Annotated in this window: 13 protein-coding genes and 2 pseudogenes; 7 read left to right on the top strand and 8 right to left on the bottom strand. The window is 57.6% G+C overall.

From position 1 onward, the window contains the following. Window positions 1–327 precede the first annotated feature (327 nt). From ET810_RS09545 to ET810_RS09520, 7 genes and pseudogenes are all read left to right on the top strand, one after another. Window positions 328–2,262, top strand: a complete 1,935-nt coding sequence (locus ET810_RS09545; RefSeq protein ID WP_134316260.1) for an alpha/beta hydrolase-fold protein — start codon at window positions 328–330, stop codon at window positions 2,260–2,262. Then, window positions 2,262–2,789 carry a DUF732 domain-containing protein gene (locus ET810_RS09540; protein WP_087454682.1) on the top strand — a complete coding sequence of 176 codons (528 nt, stop codon included), beginning with the start codon at window positions 2,262–2,264 and terminating at the stop codon, window positions 2,787–2,789. The genes ET810_RS09545 and ET810_RS09540 overlap by 1 nt, the downstream gene beginning before the upstream one ends. A 5-nt stretch (window positions 2,790–2,794) precedes the next feature. Continuing rightward, window positions 2,795–3,721: a cutinase family protein gene (locus ET810_RS09535; RefSeq protein WP_134316259.1), complete on the top strand. Its 927-nt coding sequence runs from the start codon at window positions 2,795–2,797 to the stop codon at window positions 3,719–3,721. A gap of 290 nt (window positions 3,722–4,011) precedes the next feature. Beyond that, the gene (locus ET810_RS09530; protein WP_087454680.1) at window positions 4,012–5,859 is read left to right on the top strand and encodes a FadD32-like long-chain-fatty-acid--AMP ligase; all 1,848 of its coding nucleotides are present in this window, start codon (window positions 4,012–4,014) and stop codon (window positions 5,857–5,859) included. 215 nt (window positions 5,860–6,074) lie between these two features. Continuing rightward, window positions 6,075–9,716 (top strand): annotated as a pseudogene (locus ET810_RS09525) (beta-ketoacyl synthase N-terminal-like domain-containing protein); the annotation flags it as partial. A gap of 117 nt (window positions 9,717–9,833) precedes the next feature. Further along, window positions 9,834–10,913: pseudogene (locus tag ET810_RS13360) on the top strand (alpha/beta fold hydrolase); the annotation flags it as partial. 30 nt (window positions 10,914–10,943) lie between these two features. After that, complete coding sequence (locus ET810_RS09520) at window positions 10,944–12,491, top strand: acyl-CoA carboxylase subunit beta (protein WP_134316275.1); 1,548 nt, start codon at window positions 10,944–10,946, stop codon at window positions 12,489–12,491. Between the two features lie 69 nt (window positions 12,492–12,560). Here ET810_RS09520 and ET810_RS09515 read toward each other — a convergent pair whose 3' ends face one another. From ET810_RS09515 to trmB, 8 genes are all read right to left on the bottom strand, one after another. Continuing rightward, on the bottom strand, window positions 12,561–13,202 hold the full coding sequence (locus tag ET810_RS09515; RefSeq protein ID WP_087454677.1) for a DedA family protein: 642 nt from the start codon (window positions 13,200–13,202) through the stop codon (window positions 12,561–12,563). Window positions 13,203–13,323: 121 nt separating this feature from the next. Beyond that, window positions 13,324–13,530 carry a hypothetical protein gene (locus ET810_RS12830; protein WP_225870165.1) on the bottom strand — a complete coding sequence of 69 codons (207 nt, stop codon included), beginning with the start codon at window positions 13,528–13,530 and terminating at the stop codon, window positions 13,324–13,326. A gap of 243 nt (window positions 13,531–13,773) precedes the next feature. Next, window positions 13,774–13,911, bottom strand: coding sequence for a hypothetical protein (locus ET810_RS12825; RefSeq protein ID WP_225870164.1), 138 nt, complete (start codon window positions 13,909–13,911; stop codon window positions 13,774–13,776). Window positions 13,912–14,076: 165 nt separating this feature from the next. Next, the gene (locus ET810_RS09505) at window positions 14,077–14,424 is read right to left on the bottom strand and encodes a DUF3054 domain-containing protein (RefSeq protein WP_087454676.1); all 348 of its coding nucleotides are present in this window, start codon (window positions 14,422–14,424) and stop codon (window positions 14,077–14,079) included. Beyond that, window positions 14,421–15,449, bottom strand: coding sequence for a lysylphosphatidylglycerol synthase transmembrane domain-containing protein (locus ET810_RS09500; RefSeq protein WP_087454675.1), 1,029 nt, complete (start codon window positions 15,447–15,449; stop codon window positions 14,421–14,423). The genes ET810_RS09505 and ET810_RS09500 overlap by 4 nt, the downstream gene beginning before the upstream one ends. Before the next feature lie 46 nt (window positions 15,450–15,495). Further along, on the bottom strand, window positions 15,496–18,084 hold the full coding sequence (locus ET810_RS09495; protein ID WP_087454674.1) for an MMPL family transporter: 2,589 nt from the start codon (window positions 18,082–18,084) through the stop codon (window positions 15,496–15,498). Between the two features lie 11 nt (window positions 18,085–18,095). Then, a complete protein-coding gene (locus ET810_RS09490) occupies window positions 18,096–18,755 on the bottom strand; it encodes an NYN domain-containing protein (RefSeq protein WP_087454673.1) in 660 nt (219 codons plus the stop codon). Then, window positions 18,756–19,529 carry a tRNA (guanosine(46)-N7)-methyltransferase TrmB gene (trmB, locus tag ET810_RS09485; protein WP_087454672.1) on the bottom strand — a complete coding sequence of 258 codons (774 nt, stop codon included), beginning with the start codon at window positions 19,527–19,529 and terminating at the stop codon, window positions 18,756–18,758. It abuts the gene before it with no gap. Between the last annotated feature and the right edge of the window lie 480 nt (window positions 19,530–20,009).

The raw sequence follows: 20,009 nt of genomic DNA, 5'->3' as shown, positions 1-20,009 counted from the left end.
ATAGAGTATTAGAGCTAAGGAAGAGCAGAAAGTGTCGGTGTGTCACTGGCCAAAGTCTCAAGTTGAACTTAAACTTGAGAAACGACCTTGTGGTCCCACTGTCTTCGTGCCCACACACGATCCGGGCCACTGCGGCGAGAACAAGTCAATAACTCGGCTACATCGAGGCGTCTGTAACGACGAACAAGGTGAGCGCAGATAGAAAAAGGGAATTTCCGGAGGCGGGGAACCTCCGGAGGCGCCCCGTCTGCACCATGCTTACCTTTGGTATGTCGTGGTCAGCGCTGGATTAAAGCCAACCGTAACTACTAGAAGGACAAAGACTCTATGCGCGACACCGCATCCCGTCTCAGCAAACGTGGTTCCCTCTGGATCGCTGCGGCCGCTGTACCTGCTGCTTTGGCAGTAGGTGCTGCAGTCATCGTTCCAGCCACGACGACGGCTCAGAGCTCCCACATTGGTGGGCTTATCGACGACCAAACCGGCTACCTCAAAAACGAGGGAGTACACCGCACTCCGATCCGCACCGATCATCCGAAGATCGAAGGCCTGCCAGCGGGCGTGTCTATCGACCGCGTTGAGTGGATCACCAACCGCCGCATAGCGCTGTTTATCAAGTCGGCTGCAATGCCCGGTAACCCCATCCAGGTTCAGGTCCTCCTCGCGCGTGATTGGCACCAGGATCCGAACCGCACCTTCCCATCCGTGTGGACCCTGGATGGCCTGCGCGCTGTGGAAACAGAGAGCGGCTGGACCATCAACACCAATATCGAGCAGTTCTACGCAGACAAGAACGTCAACGTAGTTATGCCGGTGGGTGGAGAGTCGTCCTTCTACTCAGATTGGCAACGCGAGAACAAGGGCAAGCACTACAAGTGGGAGACCTTCCTTACTCAGGAACTCGTGCCAGTGCTGGCTCACGGCTACCGCACCAATGATTCCCGTGCCATCGTCGGGCTTTCCATGGGAGGAACCGCCGCAGTCAACCTGGCTGAGCGTCGCCCCGACCTATTCAAGTTCGTTGGCTCATTCTCGGGTTACCTCGACACCACCTCTATCGGTATGCCTACCGCCATCCGCGCAGCACAGCAGGACGCTGGTGGATATGACACCACTGCAATGTGGGGCCCGGACGGCTCCCAGGATTGGATCGACCACGATCCTAAGCTGGGCATCGAGGCTCTCAAGGGCATCAAGACCTATGTTTCTGCAGGCTCTGGGCGTGACGACTACGGCCAGCCCGGATCCGTGGCCAAGAACCAGGGCACCTATGCCGGCATCGGCCTTGAAGTTATCTCACGCATGACCACTCAAACCTTTGTGGACTACGCCAAGCGCGCAGGTGTGGACGTGGTGTCGCACTTCCGTCCTTCCGGCGTGCACGACTGGCCATACTGGCAGTTTGAAATGACTCAGGCATGGCCGTACATGGCCGATGCACTTGGTCTGTCTTCTGAGGACCGCGGCGCATCCTGCGCAGCCATCGGCGCTATCGCTGAGGCAACCAAGGGCGGACAGGTAGGAACCTGCGTAAACAACGAGTACGACATCGCTGGTGGCAAGGCTGAAGACTTTGTCGACGGCCGCGCCTACTGGTCGCCAGCAACCGGTGCGCATACGCTCAGCGGGCGCGTCGGGGCTCGTTACTCCGAGATCGGTGGACCTAACTCCTGGTTGGGCTTCCCAGTATCCAACGACTTTAAGCTCAAGGACAACGTCGTTGCTGCTCAGTTTGAGCGCGGTAACATATACTGGTCCCCAGAACGCGGCGCTTTTGAGGTTCCTAAGGACCTCGTGGACAAGTGGGGCGAACTGCAATGGGAGGACGGCACCCTGGGCTACCCGGTAGAGGACGCGAAAGAAATCAATGGCGGCCTGGTGCAGAAGTTCCAGGGCGGCTACGTCACCCGCGACAAGGATCACAAGAACCACTGGGTCCGTGGCGAGATCGCTAAGAAATACGGCGAGATGGACACCGCTAAGTCCAAGCTGGGCTTCCCGACCTCGGACGAACAGCTCATCCCAGGTGGCGCTTTCCAGCAGTTCGAGCACGGCAACATCTACTGGTCTGCAACGACTGGTGCGCACGTGATCTACAAGGGTGCCATCTTTGACGCTTGGGGCGCCAAGAGGTGGGAGCAGGGAGAGTATGGTTGGCCAACCTCCGACCAGACTTCAATCCCTGCAGGTGGTGAAGAAATCTCCTTCCAGCACGGCAAGATCAGCGAAATAAACGGACGCGTAGTGGAGGATCGTCGATAATGCGCAGCAACCGCCTCCTTGTGGGAGCTCTTCTGACTACCGTCGGGGTGACCCTTGCCGCCTGCGGCGGGGGAGCCACCGTTGAGGATTCCGGCACGAACACGAGTATCGCCCCGCTGACGCGGGAGGCTAAATCCTCTGAGTCGACGTCGGCTAAGAGCTCAGCTTCTGAGACAACATCCGCACAGGATTCGGGCTCCGCCCCGAACGGCGGTGGGCGTGTCGACGAGTCCTTCAAGGATGGCGCGGGCCAGGAAATTACGGCTAAACCAACACCCGGGGAATCCTTCTCCGCAAAGGAAAAGGCGTTTTTGGACACCTTGACCAAGGGTGGCGTGAACATCGCTGGAGTAGAAAACCAGATGATTGGCGCTGCGGGCGTTGTGTGTCAGGGAAACAGCCAATCGTTGAGCCCGGCCACCGTTCAAGCGGTTGCAGGGCAGCTCTTGGAGCAACAACGATCAAAGCTCTCTTTTGACGAGCTGACCAAGCTCATTGATTCTTCGGCCCGATCCGCGTACTGCTAGAGCTTATGAAAAAACTGCTCACGGTCATAGTGACCATCGTGGTGCTGATGCTGATTCTCATGGGCATCGTTCGGTGGATGAACAACACGGATAACAATCCGCTCGATCCCGGCGACAAGGGTGCTGCACCCAAGCCGGGGGAGACTTCCGAGCCCGTCCAACCCGCTCATTGCCCTGCTGTGGAGTTTATTTCTGCGCCGGGTACGTGGGAATCGGCAAAGAATGATGATCCGATCAACCCAATGGCCAATCCTGCGTCGTTTATGCTGTCGATTTCTCGGCCGCTGCAAGAGCAGTATTCTGCCGGCCATGTAAAAGTATGGACGCTGCCTTACACGGCGCAGTTCCGGAACATCAATGCGCAGCATGAGCTGAGCTACGACGAGTCACGGCAAGAGGGAACATCCACGCTTGAAGGTGAGCTGATTCGCACCCACCAAGAGTGCCCGCTGACAGACTTCATTCTCGCTGGTTTCTCCCAGGGAGCAGTGATCGCTGGAGATATTGCTAACAAGATTGGTACCGGTCAGGGAGTCATCCCCGCCGAGCGAGTGAGGGGTGTCGCCCTCATTGCGGATGGCAGGAGGCAGCCAGGTGTGGGCCAGGCTGTGGGAAATCCTGTAGGTGGGGTTGGTGCGGAAGTCGCTCTCCAACCACTCAATCTTGTGGTTCAGCCCATTGTCCCGGGAGCTACCATGCGCGGTCCGCGCGTCAATGGTTTCGGCGAGCTGGATGCAAAAACTTTTGAGATCTGTGCGCCGGATGACACGATCTGCGATGCTCCGGCAGATGTAGGAAACGCGCTGCTACGGGCCCAGGCGCTGGTTGAGGCGAATGGCGTTCACGCGCTCTATGCCACCAACCCGCACGTGATTCCCGGAACCACTGCCAACCAATGGACAGTGGAATGGGCAAAGGGCTTGATCGGCTAAACGGTCATGATGAGAAAGCTGGAAATCTCGACAGAGGTTTCCAGCTTTTGTGTATCGGAGGGGGTGGAGCGTCGATAAGCTTTGTGATGCTTGCTGAGTGCGTCGTGCTGCCGCCGGGTAGGGGGGATTGGTAGCCTATACCTGAAGATTTGCCCTCAATATTTAGATTTTTGATCACTGTGTAACACTTTCGCAATCAAAACTAATAAAGTAGATGGAACGTTAAGCACTTTCGGTGCGTGCGGTTGGCTCTGCAGTAGCCCCGTGCCAGGAAACCCTCAAGGAGATTTATGGATCTGAATCAGGCTATGCGCCAGTTCTTCAACGAGAAGGGCGAGATTACTCTCCGGCCCGAGCTGACCCTCGCTGGCCTTGGCGAGGTTCTCTTCCAGGCTGATGCGGCAACAGGTGGAGCTGACCGCCACTGCATCCGCTTCTGGGACTTCACCTCCTCCCGTGAAGGTGAGACCCGCGACTTTAACCGGACCGAGGTGAACACTCGGATCAAGGTGGTTGCAGCGCGCCTGCAGCAGGTCGGCAGCATTGGTGATCGCGTAGCTATCTTGGCTAATAACAGCCCAGAGTATCTCTTTGGCTTCCTAGGTTCGCTTTATGCCGACATGGTCCCCGTCCCGCTGTATGACCCCACAGAGCCGGGACACGCAGACCACCTCACTGCAGTGATGGGCGACGCCAAGCCGACCATCGTGTTGACCAACAACACGTCCGCTACGGCTGTTCGTCGCTTCTTCGCGGACATCCCAGGCGCAGAACGCCCACGCATCATTTCTATCGGCTCCTTGCCTGATTCCGGCGCACAGAGCTTTGTTAACCCATTGCTCACCGAGGAGGGGCAGGCTTTCGCTGCCGCTGCACAGGTTGCACCGGTTGATCTCCCGGCATTCTTGCAGTACACCTCGGGTTCTACCCGTACCCCTGCGGGTGTTGTGCTGACTAACCGTTCGATCTTGACCAACGTGCTGCAGATTTTCACGGCAGTTCAGCTCAAGACGCCACTGCGCCTCGTTTCCTGGCTCCCGCTGCACCACGACATGGGCATCATCCTGGCAGCATTTGTTACCTTGCTGGGTCTGGAGTTTGAGCTCATGGCTCCGCGCGACTTCATCCAGCAGCCGTCGCGCTGGATAGATCAGCTTAAGCGTCGTGAGGGCGACAACGCGGTCTACACCGTTGTCCCGAACTTCGCACTAGAGCTGGCATCCCGTTACGCTGCTCCTGAGGCTGGCTCGGATGCAGATTTCTCCAAGGTCGACGGTCTTATCGTCGGTTCCGAGCCTGTGACGGAAAAGGCAGTGAATGCCTTCTTGGCTGCATTTGGTCCTTTCGGTCTCAACCGCTCCGCTATCCGTCCTTCCTACGGCCTGGCAGAGGCTTCCTTGCTGGTGACCACGCCGCAAACTCCGGAACGCCCGCACATTGCATACTTTGACCGCGATCAGCTCGCTGAAAACAAGGCTGTGCAGATTGATTCCGACTCTCCTGCTGCAGTGTCCATGATGGGCTGTGGCCAGGCAGTTGCCCCGCAGAAGCTCGTGATCGTGGATCCTGAGACCAAGCAAGAGCTTGCCGACGGTTCCATCGGTGAGATCTGGGTTTATGGAGATAACGTGGCCGCCGGTTACCTGGATCGTGCCGAGGACACGGCGGAGACCTTCCGCAACACGTTGGAGGGCCGTTTGGCTGAGAACTCCCGTGCAGAGGGTGCTCCTGAGGATGACCGTTGGATGGCTACCGGCGACCTTGGCGCAATGGTTGATGGCGACCTGTTTATTACGGGCCGTCTCAAGGACCTGGTCATTATTGCTGGTCGTAACCACTACCCGCAGGATATTGAGTACACCGTGGATCACGCTTCTGAGCACATCCGCCCGGCAGCCGTCGCCGCGTTTGCTATTGAAGGCAACGACGTAGAGAAGCTGATCATCCTGGCCGAGCGCGATCTTGAGCGCGACGCTAGCGGTGACGCTGAAGCTATCGAGGCAATCCGTGCAGCAGTGACCGAATCCCATGGTGTGGTGCCTACCGATATTCGGGTGGTCGCTCCTGGCGAGATTCTCCGCTCCTCTTCCGGAAAGATCGCGCGACGCGTGAACAAGAAGGCATACCTAGAGCAGTAGAGAGATTGAATATAGGAGGGGTCGTCGAAAAGCTTAGTGCGCGGCGGCCCCTTCTTGTGCTTCTGTAGTGAGGTTTTGAGAAACCGCATTGAATGAAACACTTAGTTCCTCGGTGACGATATAGAATAGAACGACTGTCGTAGGTAAATCTTATCGGTGCCCCTTTTCTTTAGAGGTGCCGATATTTCGCCGATCACTGAGAAGGTTTTATACGTATGGATTCTCGCCAGGGTGCCAAAAACGCGATGACCACCGAGCAGCTGCGGGTGTGGTTGCGGAACTGGGTTATCGCTACTACTGGGCTACCGGCTGAAGAGATCACAGATGACAAGCCGATGCAGTCTTTCGGCCTGTCGTCCCGTGATGTTGTGCTGCTATCCGGCGAGTTGGAGAACCTCCTCGGTGTTCAGCTTGACGCAACAATTGCCTATGAATATCCGACTATCACGGCGCTGTCTAAGCGCCTGGTAGAGGGTGCTCCCCGCGAGCAGGCTGCGCGTTTGCAGACACTCACCCGCACCTCGAATACCCCAGGTAGCCACGACATTGCGATCGTGGGCATGGCGGCCCGTTACCCAGGTGCACACAACATCGATGAGATGTGGTCCATGCTCGTTGAGGGGCGTGACGGCATCACCGATCTTCCCATTGGACGTTGGTCGGAATATGCCGCCGATGAGGTCACGACCAAAAAGATGGCCGACATCGATTTCCGGGGCGGTTACCTGGACGATATTTCCAGCTTTGACGCCGAGTTTTTCGGGCTGTCACCACTAGAGACCGTGAACATCGACCCGCAGCAGCGCATCATGCTTGAGCTGACGTGGGAGGCATTGGAGCACGCACACATTGCGCCCTCCAGCTTGCGCGGGGAACCGGTAGGCGTGTTCGTTGGTTCTTCCAGCAACGACTACGGCATGCTGATCAGTGCCGACCCTTCTGAGTCTCATCCTTATGCGCTCACGGGAACCGCCAGCTCGATTATTCCTAACCGCATCTCCTATGCGTTTGACTTCCGCGGCCCATCGGTCAACGTGGACACCGCTTGTTCCTCCTCGTTGGTGTCTGTGCACCAAGCTGTTCGAGCGCTGCGCGAGGGAGAAGCCTCCGTGGCTGTGGCAGGTGGCGTGAACATCCTCGCTGCGCCTTTTGTGTCTACAGGCTTTGGCGAGTTGGGCGTTTTTAGCCCCACCGGAAAGATCCATGCTTTCTCCAATGACGCAGACGGCTTTGTGCGTTCCGACGGCGCCGGCGTACTCATTTTGAAGCGCGTCCAGGATGCCATTACGGACGGCGACACGATCCTCGCCGTGATCAAGGGCTCCGCAGTCAACTCCGATGGACACTCTAACGGCCTGACTGCGCCAAACCCTGACGCACAGGTGGATGTCCTGCATCGTGCGTATAGCGACGCTGGCGTGGACCCTGCGACTGTGGATTACGTGGAGGCGCACGGCACCGGCACGATCCTCGGTGATCCCATTGAGGCCACCTCCCTGGGCAAAGTCCTGGGCCCCGGACGCAATTTTGCCACTCCCACGCTGCTTGGCTCAGCTAAGACAAACTTTGGGCACACCGAGTCTGCTGCAGGCGCTGCAGGCCTGATCAAGGTTGTGCTCTCTATGACTAACGACGTGCTGCCGCCGTCACTCAACTACACGGCACCGAACCGCTACGTTGACTTTGACGCGGAGCACCTTGAGGTCATCGAGGACCCACGCGAATGGCCACAGTACTCGGGCCACAAGATCGCAGGTGTGTCTGGATTCGGCTTTGGCGGAACCAACGCGCACGTGGTCGTGTCCTCCTTTGTTCCCGAAGAATACACTGCTCAGCAGCAGCCCACCCCGCAGCTCATAGATCCCGAGAACCCGAATGCGGTCACTCTTGAGGTATCGGGCTTGCTGCCGTCGCGACGCAGGGAAGTCGCTGCACAGCTTGCAGATTTCTTGGAAGGTCGTGCAGATGAGGACCTGATTAAGGTTGCGCGTAGCGTCGCTAAGCGTAATCATGGGCGCTCTCGTGCCGTGGTTCACGCAGACACCACCGAGGACGCGGTGAAGCGTCTGCGCCAGGTCGCGGAAGGCAAGATCAGCGCCGGCATCGCTGCCGCAGATTCGCCGGCTACCGTCGGCCCCGTCTTTGTGTACTCCGGTTTTGGTTCCCAGCATCGCAAGATGGTGAAGAACCTGGTGGCTATGTCCTCCGAGTTCCGGGCACGTCTGGAAGAGCTTGATCAGCTGGTAGCTTTTGAATCGGGCTGGTCCATCCTGGACATCGTCGCTGACGACGAACAGACGTATGACACTGAAACCGCACAGGTGGCTATCACCGCAATCCAGATCGCGCTGACTGATCTTCTGGCTTCCTACGGGGCGCACCCAGCGGCAGTGATGGGTATGTCCATGGGCGAGATCGCAGCGGCATATGCAGCCGGTGGTCTTAGCGCTGAGGACGCTATGCGTATTGCTTGCCACCGTTCCAGGCTCATGGGTGAGGGCGAGAAGTCTCTTCCGGAGGATGAGCTCGGCGCAATGGCCGTGGTGGAGTTCTCCGTGGAGGCGCTCGACGAGTTTATTGCCACCCACCCAGACTTCGCAGGCATTGAGCCTGCCGTTTATGCAGGACCGGGCATGACCACAGTGGGAGGCCCACGAGAGGCAGTGGTGCGTCTTGTGGAGAAGTTAGAGTCGGAAGAGAAATTCGCTCGACTTCTTAACGTTAAGGGCGCCGGGCACACGAGTGCTGTCGAGCCGCTCCTTGGCGAACTCGCCGCGGAGACCTCGGACATCACCCCGCTGCCGATCACCATTCCACTGTTTAGCTCTGTGGATCGGGGAGTCACATATCCTGTGGGTTCCGTGGTGCACGGTTCGGACTATTGGCTGCGGTGTACCCGTCAGGCGGTGTGGTTCCAGGACGCCACCGAGCAGGCGTTTGCGGCAGGGCACACGATGTTGGTGGAAATTTCGCCGAACCCGGTTGCCTTGATGGGCATGATGAATACGGCGTTCAGCGTCGGTAGGGGCGATGCACAGCTTCTGTTCGCGCTCAAGCGCAAGGTGAGCGAGGCCGAGTCGATTCGAGACCTCCTGGGCAAGATGTATGTCCAGGGTGCTCCGATAGATTTCAGCCGTCTCTACGGAGAAGGCGACACCATTCACGCTCCCCATATCCCGTGGAAGCGCCAACGGTATTGGACCGCTGCACGCCCGTCATCGGGCAACCACGCAGCATTGCCTGGCACAAAGGTGACTTTGCCTAAGGGTGCGGTGGCCTTCTCCACCACGGCTGACCTGGTTCCTTCTGCAGCAGCGCTCTTGGAAGCAGCCGTTGAGGCTGTTCTTCCGGGAGCTACGCTTATCGCAGTCGAGGAGACGGGTACGTTGCCGCCGTCCGGCGACCTGACCACTGTGGTCACTCGCAACATCGGTGGTGTGAGCGTAGAGATTCACCGCGTTATGGGCGACACCACCGTTGCTGTCGCAGAGGGCTTTGCCACCGCTGTGGCACTGGCAGCTGATTCTTTTGAGACTCCTGCGCCGCTGACTCAGGATATTCCGGTAAACCAGCCGGAACAGCCTTCTGATTTTGTGGGAGAGTCCCTGCGCTGGGATCCCGCCAGCGGGGAAACCGTGGAGCAGCGGATGCGCGCTATCGTCTCCGAGGCGATGGGCTATGACGTGGAAGATCTTCCGCTGGAACTGCCTCTTATTGACTTGGGACTGGATTCCCTGATGGGTATGCGCATCAAGAACCGCATTGAGTATGACTTCCAGATTCCGCCGCTGCAGGTGCAGGCGCTTCGCGACGCTTCCGCGGCCGAGGTAGTCACCCTGGTAGAAGGATTGGTTGCTGCCAAGCCTGCTGGCGACGACACCGCTTCCGCCGCCACCACGGACGCGGAGAGCACCCCGTCACCGGTACCCACTGTGGTGGAGAAGAGCGAAGCACCCCGCGACGGTGCTAAAGGCGTGGGAGTGGCTCCGCGTGATGCGTCGGAACGCCTAGTCTTTGCTACCTGGGCGGGAATCACGGGCGCTGCCGCAGCGGGCGTGACCAGCGAGCTTCCGTCAATCACCGAGGAACAAGCCAAGGACATTGCTGAGCGGCTCACCGAGCGCGGCGGCATTGAAGTGACCACAGAGCAGGTTTTTGCAGCTGAGACTCTAGAGCCGCTGGCCAACATTGTTCGCGAAGGACTGGAAACCGACGTGGAAGGCAATATCCGCGTGCTGCGCGCGCGTCCGGAAGGCTCGACCGCCCCGGCTGTGTTCATGTTCCACCCAGCCGGCGGATCTTCGGTTGTGTATCAACCGCTGATGCGACGACTGCCGGCGGAGGTTCCCGTTTACGGTGTGGAGCGCCTTGAGGGTGCTTTGGATGACCGTGCGGCTCAGTACCTGGATGAGATTAAGCACTACTCCGATGGGCTTCCTGTTATTTTGGGTGGCTGGAGCTTTGGCGGCGCGTTGGCCTATGAGGTAGCGCATCAGCTGCAGGGTAGTGGCGTAGAGATCGCCACAATTGCTCTGCTGGATACTGTTCAGCCAAAGAACCCCGCGCCAGACACGATGGAAGAGACCAAGAAGCGGTGGGAACGGTACTCGGCGTTTGTCAAGAAGACCTATGGTCTTGACTTCCCCGTGCCTTATGAGCTCTTGGAAACCGCTGGTGAAGACGCTCTTCTGACCATGATGAGTGAGTTCTTGGCCAATATGGATGCCTCCGAGCACGGTCTTTCTGCTGGTGTGTTGGAGCACCAGCGCGCCTCCTTTGTAGATAACCGAATCTTGGACAAGATGGATCTGCAGCGTTGGGCCGGTGTGAAGGCTCCGGTGATCCTGTTCCGTGCGGAACGCATGCACGATGGGGCGATTGAACTTGAGCCGGCGTACGCTGAGATTAATCAGGACGGTGGTTGGTCGGCTATCGTGGAGCAGTTGGACATTGTGCAACTGCGCGGTGATCACCTTGCGGTGGTCGATGAGCCGGAAATCGCTACGGTGGGCCTTGAGCTGACCAAGCGAATTGCAGAACTGCACAGCAAATAATCCCCCAAGCAGGTGACTGACTAAGTGAGCATGAAGACAACTGCGGAAAAGCTAGCTGACCTACGCGCGCGCCTTGAAAAGGCCCAGGATCCGGGCAGCGAGCGTGCCCGCGCGAAGCGCGACGAGGCAGGTTTTACGACCCCTCGTCAGCGTATTCAGCGACTCCTTGACGACGGCTCTTTCGTAGAAATCGGCGCACTTGGCCGTACTCCCGACGAAAAAGATGCCCCTTACGGTGACGGCGTGGTCACCGGATACGGGCGTATCGACGGCCGCCCCGTGGCCATTTACGCCCACGACAAGACGGTGTATGGCGGTTCCGTGGGCGTGACCTTTGGTCGTAAGGTCTGTGAGGTCATGGATATGGCCATCAAAATTGGTTGCCCGGTGATCGGCATCCAGGATTCTGGCGGTGCCCGCATCCAGGATGCTGTGACCTCGCTGGCCATGTATTCGGAGATCTCCCGCAGGCAGCTTCCGTTGTCTGGTCGTAGCCCGCAGATCTCCATCATGATGGGTAAGTCCGCCGGCGGTGCTGTCTATGCGCCGGTGACCACTGACTTTGTGGTGGCCGTCGATGGGCGTGCAGAGATGTACGTTACTGGCCCCGCCGTGATCAAGGAGGTCACTGGCGAGGACATTAGCTCTCATGATCTGGGTTCGGCTCGTCAGCAGGAACTCAACGGCAACGTCTCCTATGTGGCTGCCGATGAGGAGGACGCATTCAATTATGTCCATGATCTTTTGCAGCACCTTCCGCTGACCTGTCAGGATCCCAACCCTGGGTATTGGGCGCCTGCGGACGAGGACCTCACCGGCGACGAGGTCTTGGATACCTTCATGCCGGATGACACCAACGCCGGCTATGACATGCATGACCTGCTCAAGCGTCTTTTTGACTCCGATGATTTCCTTGAGGTGCAGCCGAACTTCGCCCCTAACCTGATCACGGGGTTTGCGCGTATCGACGGCAAATCTGTGGGCGTAGTGGCCAACCAACCACTGGAGTTCGCCGGCTGTATCGATGCTGATGCTGCTGACAAAGGCGCTCGGTTTATCCGCATCTGCGACGCCTACAACATCCCCGTTTTGTTCGTGGTAGACACCCCCGGCTACCTGCCGGGCGTGGACCAGGAGAAGGCCGGACTGATTCACCGTGGTGCCAAGCTGGCCTTTGCGCTGGTGGAAGCTACGGTTCCTAAGATCTCGTTGATCGTGCGCAAGGCCTATGGCGGAGCGTATGCGGTGATGGGATCCAAGAACCTCACTGGTGACATCAACCTGGCATGGCCAACCGCGCAGATCGCCGTGATGGGCGCTGCGGCAGCTTCCGTGATGATCCAGGGCAAGCAGCTGGCCATGATCGAGGATGAGACGCAGCGGGCGTACATGAAGAAGGTCTTCATGGATTTCTACGATGAGAACATGACCAGCCCTTATGTTGCTGCCGAGCGTGGCTATGTCGATGCGATGATCCAGCCTCATGAGACGCGCATTGCTTTGCGACGCGCCATGCGCCAGCTAGAAACCAAAGATCTGCACGACCTGCCTAAGAAGCACACCATCGCGCCTATGTAGTGCTGTTGAGCACTTATATGGCGCATATGAGTATCCCTCCTGGTTTAAACCAGGAGGGATACTCTTGTATTAGCTATATTGTTCTGCGTATTCGGCTGCTTTTTTGTCCAGCCAGCGTCCTGTTACTTTGCCAAAGACGATGGCAGCGATCGCCATGACCAGGACGGCTCCGCCGAGCACCCAGGAAATATCGTTAATCCAGGTATGAGCGGCTTTTCCTAAAAGACCGACCATGAGGGTGACAGTTCCTGCCCACGCTATAGCGCCTACAACGTTGGCAAAAAAGAAGTGGGGATAAGACATGCGGGTCACGCCCGAGAGCGGTCCGGCGAGAATGCGGAGCAACGCGATGAAGCGGCCACCGAGGACTACAGGAACCCCTTTAGTGCGCATGAGGTGTTCCACATAACGCATCCTGTTGGGAGACAAATGGCGGGGGAAGCGTTTTTCCAACCAAGCAGTAAGGTGATGTCCGTAGCGGTGTCCCAGGGAATAACCTATGTTATCGCCGATAATCGCACCGATGCACGCTGCGGCGAAGACCCAGTGCAAATGAATGTTGGCAGCGTGGGTCGTGGATAGGAGCGACGCCGCGATTACTGCGGTTTCACCGGGAATAGGGATTCCGATGCTCTCAATCAACACTCCGAATCCTACGACTGCATACACAATTGCTGGGCTAAGCCCCGTAAGAAAAGTCTCCACTGTCATTGTGTTTAGGTTAGTCGAATATGCTGGGAAGAGAGAGCTGTGTTAATGATGAGTTCCCTCTTAAACCCTGGGGGCGGGGTACGAAAGTCGTGTGAATATGCTCGCAGGGTTATCAAGAGTCCTACTTGTTTGGCGTGAAAGCGTCTTTAATGCCGTCTGTTGGCACGCTGTAATGCTCGGCAACTTTCTGCATAATGGCGAGCCATTCCGCGGAGACCTTCATATTTTTGACGGCGCTCTGGACCTTCTGTACGGCCTGGATAAAGGCTTCTTCCTTGGACGTTTGTGCGTCGAAATACTGCTCAGTCAGCGCATCTAGCATCTCCATGATGCGCTCTTTGACTGTGGTGGCGTCATTGCGAGCAAAATCGATTGCTGTCTGTAGTTCCTTTGCCGCATGCTCTTTGTCTGGAGCGCTTTGGATGAAGGACTCAATCTCGCCCTCTTCCGGGACGTAGTTGTTGAGTACTCCCTGTCCTTCATGCTGGATATAGGCGACGGGGCCCTGAGAAGTGGTCTTGGTAAGCAGCTCTGTCGCTTCTTGGAGCTTCTCTTCGTGAGTCTTGGGGGCCTATTCGGCGTCCTGCGTTGCGGTCACTGCGTCCACAAGACCTGTATCTGCTGCTAGCGCAGGAGCGGCGGGGGATATGATGGCAGCGGCGAGAATGCCGCTGACGATAAAGGGGATACGGCGTGAAGACCTAGACATAGAAACCTCTTTGCTGTGTTGTTCTGGATGGTGTTCTGAATCGAGATCCATTCCCAAAGGCCGCAAAGAGCCCTCGGAAAAGGAACCTAAAGTATGCGATTACTTGCAGAAATTAACATAGCAAAAAGTATACGTTAAGGGAATGCTTATTTTTGGGGCGTTTTGTTAAGCATTTTCCGTGGTGCGGCGCATCTTACCTGACACAACACGCCAACCTAGGAGCAAGATTCCACTCATTACTGTGGCGACGATCATGAAGGACCAGTGGGGAACCTGACCGTGACGGATACCCCATACGGTGAGGCCGGCTGCCGCAGTGGCGCCCCAAACAATAGCGCCATTACCCAAGGCCAGCGGGTTGCGGGCGCGTATGAGAAGCCATCCCAGGGCTGTTCCGATGAGGAATGGCCACCAGGTATCGAGGATCTGGATTATGCCCAGGCCGCCGTGTGCAGCACGGGCGAAGATGGCGAATGCTAGGACGGCGATAACGTCGTACCAGAAGTACTTCATGGGGTTGCGGTCTCCTTATAAGGTTCGTTGTCTTGATCACCATAGCTTGCGCGTATCCCGCCGCGGGCAACGGTGATGAAGTAAATGATCCAGCCGATGACCGTGATGAGAGCAAAAGACAAAATGCGGTAGACAAAGACCGCTCCAAAGGCCGTCGATACAGTCATGCCCACCGCCACGAGGCTCGCTGTCATAGCGGCCTCGACGGGGCCCACGCCAGCCGGGGTGATCTGTGCAGTGCCCACAATTTTTGCGGTGACAAAGGCGAGAGTCACGCCTAGGAATGAGGGAATCTCACCGACGCGTTCCAGCCCAGGGAGGTTGCCCGTAACGGCCCAGATACACAGCCAGAGGCTGGCGACGTCGAAAAGCCAGTTGGAGAGCGAGAGCAGCGAGACCACGCGAAAACGGCTGGGGGTGAGATGCACGGCGTCGAGCTGGGAGATCTGCCCCTTGATGGTGGGAATCCAGCGCTCGGGGTCCTTGCGCATGAGGCGGTTAAAGGCGCGGACGACGCCGGTGGCGTAGCGGCTGGTGGTGCGCGGGTTATTAGTTGCTGCATAGAGCAAAACGGAGACGCTGATCATAACGCCAGCGGTGCCCAATAGGGGCCATATGCTGAACTGGGCGCCCATGAATAAGACGCCGACAATCCCCAAGGCCACTAGCCAGAGCGTAGACAGGGCGCCGGAAACCACGATAAACCACGAGCTCACGAGGATGCTTATACCCCAGGTGCACATGGTTTTGAATTGGTACACCGTGGAAATTGCTGCGCCCCCGGGGAACGTGCCTGACCAAGAGTTGGCGATGAACACCAGCTGAGTGGTGTGCAGCAGGCTGACTTTGGACCCGCCGGCCCGGAGGAGCTGTCGCATGACTTCGGCCATCGCGATCAATGAGATGAGAACCGCGACGACGGACAGAACGAGCCCAGTGTTGTTTGCCTCTAGTACCTCGTGGTATCCCTCGGCGAGGAATGGCATTTTGTCGCGTAGCAAGAAGGCGGCGATCGCAAGGATCACCAGCGGTCCTAAAAACCGTACCCACTTGTTATGCCACCATCGGGCTCTAATGTTCTTCACGCAGACGCTTCACCAGCTCAGAGAAGGGGACGAGCTCGTTATCCTCGGAGGCGATGCGCCCGGATCTGCCTGCGGTCCGGGGGTCCACCACTGTTGTGTCGGAGACTAGGGTCTCGCGTCGCGAATGATGGAGTTTGCGCTTCGGGGTATGTGAGCCTTGCCCCTCTACTGTATCGGCGCCTCCCGCATTGTGCGATGTAGCAGGTGTGCTGCCCCATGTGCGCTTTGGATTAAAAGCGGGTGCGTCAGTGCGAGGCGGAGTGCGCGGAGGCATGGGCCGTGGAGGCGTAGGCCGTGGCGCAGCCGGTCGCTGGGGAGCGGGGGGTTCCTTCACTGGGGCCATAGTGCTCGTGTCGTCCATGTAGGCGGATACTGGCACGCGAGGCTGTGCGGGTTCGACGCGCCTAGCAGGCTTATCGCCGCTCTCCACCGGCCGAGAAGCAACAGGCAGTGGCTCAGGGGCGGAGTTATGGCCCATGGCTTCGGAGGCTCGTTTGACCCATCGGGGAGCCCACCAGTTGTCTTCACGCAGCAGATGCATGACCGCTGGGACCAGAAGCATGCGGATGATGGTGGCGTCGAAAAGCAATGCTACGACCATGCCAAACGCGATGTACTTCATCATCACGATCTCAGAGAATCCAAACGCGCCACAGACCACGATCATGATCAGCGCAGCAGCCGTAATGATGCCACCAGTGTGGGCGGTGCCGTACTTGATGGCCTCGTCGGTGGATTCGCCGTTATCGCGCGCCTCCACCATGCGGGAGACCAGGAATACCTCGTAGTCGGTGGATAGGCCGTAGACAATCGCCATGATGAGAACCAGGACGGGACTCATCAACGGGCCGGCGGAGAAGTTGAAGAGGCTGGAGCCGATGCCGTCCACAAACATCGCGGTGAGGATGCCCAGGGTGGCGCCCATTCCCAGGATGGTCATGATGATGGCCTTGGCCGGCAGGATCATGGAACCGAACACCAGAGACATCAAAATGAACGTGGCTAGCACGATGTAGATTGCCATCCACGGCAGCTTCTCGAAGAGCGCCTCGATGGATTCAACTTCCATTGCCGGGGTGCCTCCGATGTGCACGCTGACCCCTTCGGGGACCTCGATGGCCCGGAGCTGCTTCACCACGGACTCGTTGTCTTTGCGCTCGGCGATGCCGGCAGAAAGAACGGTGGTGCCGTCTTTTGTGGCGGTCGACGGCTTGAACCTATCTGTGAGGCCCGTGACCGTGTTTGCTTGCTGATACACCTTGATCAGTTGATCGTTAGTGGCGTTGGAGACCACCAGTTTGATGGGTTCTGTGCGGAAAGCAGGGAATTCCTGATCAAAGGTGGACTGAGCCTTGCGGACGTCGCTGTTGGGCGGCAGATAGGTCTCGTTGATTCCACCGAATGTGATTCCAGCGAGTGGCACCGTCAACGCGATCAGAAGGAAGACCACAGATACAACGACGGTCTTGGAACGCTTCATGGCCCACGCGGGTAGCTTGTACCACCAGGTATCGGCGAGTGTGCGAGCGCTGCGCTTAGTCCGGCGTAGCGTCCACTTGTCGATCCTTGTTCCCAGCATCGCGAAGATCGAGGGCAGCACCGTGATGGACAGCAAAGCGGCGAGGCCGACGGCACTGATGGCACCGTAGGCCACCGACTTGAGGAATGCCTGCGGGAAGACCAACAAACCAGAAAGGGCCACGGCCACCATGGCAGCAGAGAAAACTACGGTCTTTCCGGCTGTGGATGTGGTTATGCGCACGGCATCGCGAATATCCCGGCCCTGGTCCATTTCCTCACGGAATCGGGACACCATGAAAAGGCCGTAGTCGATGGCTAGGCCCAAACCAAGCAGCGTGACCACGGACTGCGCGAACACATTCACTTGCGCGAAGCCAGCGAGAATGGACAGCACGCCGAGAGAACCCAAAATGGAGAGAATGCCCACGATAAGTGGCATGAAAGCGGCTACCACCGAGCCGAAAACGAACAACAGCAAAATTGCCACGAGCGGAAGCGCTACGACTTCCGCACGTTTAATGTCTCCCGCCATGCCGGAATCTAGGGCGTCGGCGACCGCAGTGGCTCCGGCGACTTGGACGGTTACTCCATCAAATTTCGGCTTCAGATTTCCTTTGATCGCTCGGAAATCTTTCAGTGTCTGCTCGTGGTCTCCCCTGAGAGAGACTGCGGCAAAGGCCGTTTTTCCGTCCTTGGATAGCAACTGAGCATTGCGATTATCAAAGTAGGATGTGACGTCTGCGATCTGGTTGGGATGTAAAGCTTTGAGGTCGCTCAGATAGCGCTTGATCTCATCGAAGTTCTTGTTCTTAGCTATTCCGTCTTCGGAAGAGAAGAGGAGAACAACGTCGCCGGAGTTGTCGCGGCCAAAGACTTCTTGCTCAATGTTGGCAGCCTGAGTCGAGGAAGAACCGGGATCGTCCCAGCCTTCTTGGCTCATGCGGTCGGCAAGGCGGATGCCAAAGATGCCGTAGATCGCCACGATAAACACGACGATTGCTACGGGCACCACACGACGGTGGCGGTAAGCGAAGTCTCCCCAGCGTGAGAACATGTGTATCGATCCTAGCGATTAGACAATAAGGCAGTAAGTGGACGGAATGGCTGTAGCCATGCGCCTTCGTCGGGAAGCTTATCCAGGCTGACGCGAGGTAGCGGGTCGCGGAATACTCCGGGCACTTCCTCTAAGTCTACGAACGTCAATGCCTCATCGGCTACTGCCCAAGCTGCGTGTTCGTGGAATCCTAGGACGGTGACGGCGACTTCCTCGGCGGCTAGCTCATCGAGGGTGTCCTTGAAATTCTGTCCGTCTGCGCTGGCTACCACTAGGCCTTTGAGCTTGCCGGCCTGGTGACGTAGGCGAATGTGGGCGAGCATGTCCGGATCCACGTCGGTTTCCTCGGACAGCTTGGGCTTGGCAAATACCGCGAATCCGATGTTGCGCAATGCCTCGACCCAAGGGCGAACATTATCCGCGCCACCGGGGGTGATGTTGGCAAAGACGGTCGCCTCAGCCTCAATCTTGATGCCAGTGGTATGGCTGAGTTCGCCTGCTTTGGCCAGCAGCCACTTGCCTACGGCGTCGAAACGCGGACGGTGAGCTGCATTAGGGCGCCCACCAAGGATGGCACCCAGCCCCATGTCTAGGTTGGGGGCATCCCACACCAACAAGAGCTCGTTATCGGGCGCTACGGGAATGTGGAGGGGAATATCAAAGGAATTCATTTATTTCTTCCTCCACAGGAATTCCGTGATGGTGTGATCCTTATCCAGGCCCTTACCTTCAAATTTGGTGATGACCTGACGATCAGTAAGCTGCGGGCACTCCGGCCACGGCCAGCCCATATACTCCAGCATGGGTTCTACATCGACGAGCTCGGTAATCCACTCGGCATAGTCGGCGTGATCGGTGGCCACGTGGAGGACTCCGCCAGGCTTAAGGCGGGTGGCGATCAGGTTGAGAACGCCCGACTGGATGATGCGTCGTTTATGGTGACGCGCTTTGGGCCAAGGATCCGGGAAGTAGATACGGACACCGTCGAGGGAGGATTCGCCGAACATGCGGGTGAGAACTTCCACCCCGTCGCCTCGAACCATGCGGATGTTATTGATGTCATTGCGAACGATCGCGCCGAGAAGTTTGGCAAGACCGGGCTTATAGAGCTCGACGGCAATAACGTTGGTGTCGGTCTCAAGCGGCGCCATCGCGGCGGTAGAGGTTCCGGTTCCAGATCCGATTTCTAAGATCGTGTGGGCATCGTCACGCCCGAACCATTCCGTGACGTTTATGCGCTCGTCGGACAGGACTGTGCCCAGATTGGGCCAGTATTCCTCCCACATACTCTCTTGATTATCGGTGAGCGTTCCGCGGCGGAAACTTACCGACCCGAGGCGGGGATAGTCAAGGTCGTTGTTGAACTGGCTATTGAAATCGGTTTGCAAAGGGCGCCCGGCGGGGAGCTCTCCGAGCGAATTTTGAGAATTATCAGAATTAGACATCCCTGCTATTTTGCCCCCCCGCTGGGATTTGTTCAATGTGTGAGGCCCAGCGCAGGGTAAAAAAATAGTGAATTAAAGTGAAAAATGTGACTGAAGTGATTGTCGGGAGGCGCTTTTAAGCTGATATTTCTCTATGTATTGCCTAGACGTCAGACCTCTTTGGGTCGGCTCAGTTATAAGGTGGGAGAATTCTTTCGGGGGAGGGGAGTGTGTAGTGGGGGCCGGTGGTGAGTGCTGGGAGTTCGATAGCGGCCTCTGTTGCGTGTGTGGTGTTGCGTACATTGTTGCCTGATGCTGGCCGATAAAACTGCAGCGCGTGCGGGTATTTGCGGCTTCCTATGAATATTTTGCATGATTTTGCCCCCAAAAGGGGTGGGTGTGTGAGGGGGAAATTTCAAAGATTTTCCCCGGTCTGGCGCGAATATCGGGGGTGGAGCTGCGAATGGGGGCTTTTTGTGATGCGCGTCTCTGAGTTAGTGT

Source organism: Corynebacterium silvaticum, assembly GCF_004382825.2.
GTDB classification, from domain to species: Bacteria; Actinomycetota; Actinomycetes; order Mycobacteriales; family Mycobacteriaceae; genus Corynebacterium; species Corynebacterium silvaticum.
Note: the sequence above shows the minus strand (reverse complement) of the source record. Positions and strands in the feature narration are given on the sequence as shown.

Excerpts from the sequence above, each read along its gene's own strand:
- ET810_RS09545 (WP_134316260.1), top strand. The coding sequence starts at position 328 with ATGCGCGACACCGCATCCCGTCTCAGCAAACGTGGTTCCCTCTGGATC.
- ET810_RS09540 (WP_087454682.1), top strand. The coding sequence starts at position 2,262 with ATGCGCAGCAACCGCCTCCTTGTGGGAGCTCTTCTGACTACCGTCGGG.
- ET810_RS09535 (WP_134316259.1), top strand. The coding sequence starts at position 2,795 with ATGAAAAAACTGCTCACGGTCATAGTGACCATCGTGGTGCTGATGCTG.
- ET810_RS09530 (WP_087454680.1), top strand. The coding sequence starts at position 4,012 with ATGGATCTGAATCAGGCTATGCGCCAGTTCTTCAACGAGAAGGGCGAG.
- ET810_RS09520 (WP_134316275.1), top strand. The coding sequence starts at position 10,944 with ATGAAGACAACTGCGGAAAAGCTAGCTGACCTACGCGCGCGCCTTGAA.
- ET810_RS09515 (WP_087454677.1), bottom strand. The coding sequence starts at position 13,202 with ATGACAGTGGAGACTTTTCTTACGGGGCTTAGCCCAGCAATTGTGTAT.
- ET810_RS12830 (WP_225870165.1), bottom strand. The coding sequence starts at position 13,530 with ATGGAGATGCTAGATGCGCTGACTGAGCAGTATTTCGACGCACAAACG.
- ET810_RS12825 (WP_225870164.1), bottom strand. The coding sequence starts at position 13,911 with ATGTCTAGGTCTTCACGCCGTATCCCCTTTATCGTCAGCGGCATTCTC.
- ET810_RS09505 (WP_087454676.1), bottom strand. The coding sequence starts at position 14,424 with ATGAAGTACTTCTGGTACGACGTTATCGCCGTCCTAGCATTCGCCATC.
- ET810_RS09495 (WP_087454674.1), bottom strand. The coding sequence starts at position 18,084 with ATGTTCTCACGCTGGGGAGACTTCGCTTACCGCCACCGTCGTGTGGTG.
- ET810_RS09490 (WP_087454673.1), bottom strand. The coding sequence starts at position 18,755 with ATGAATTCCTTTGATATTCCCCTCCACATTCCCGTAGCGCCCGATAAC.
- trmB (WP_087454672.1), bottom strand. The coding sequence starts at position 19,529 with ATGTCTAATTCTGATAATTCTCAAAATTCGCTCGGAGAGCTCCCCGCC.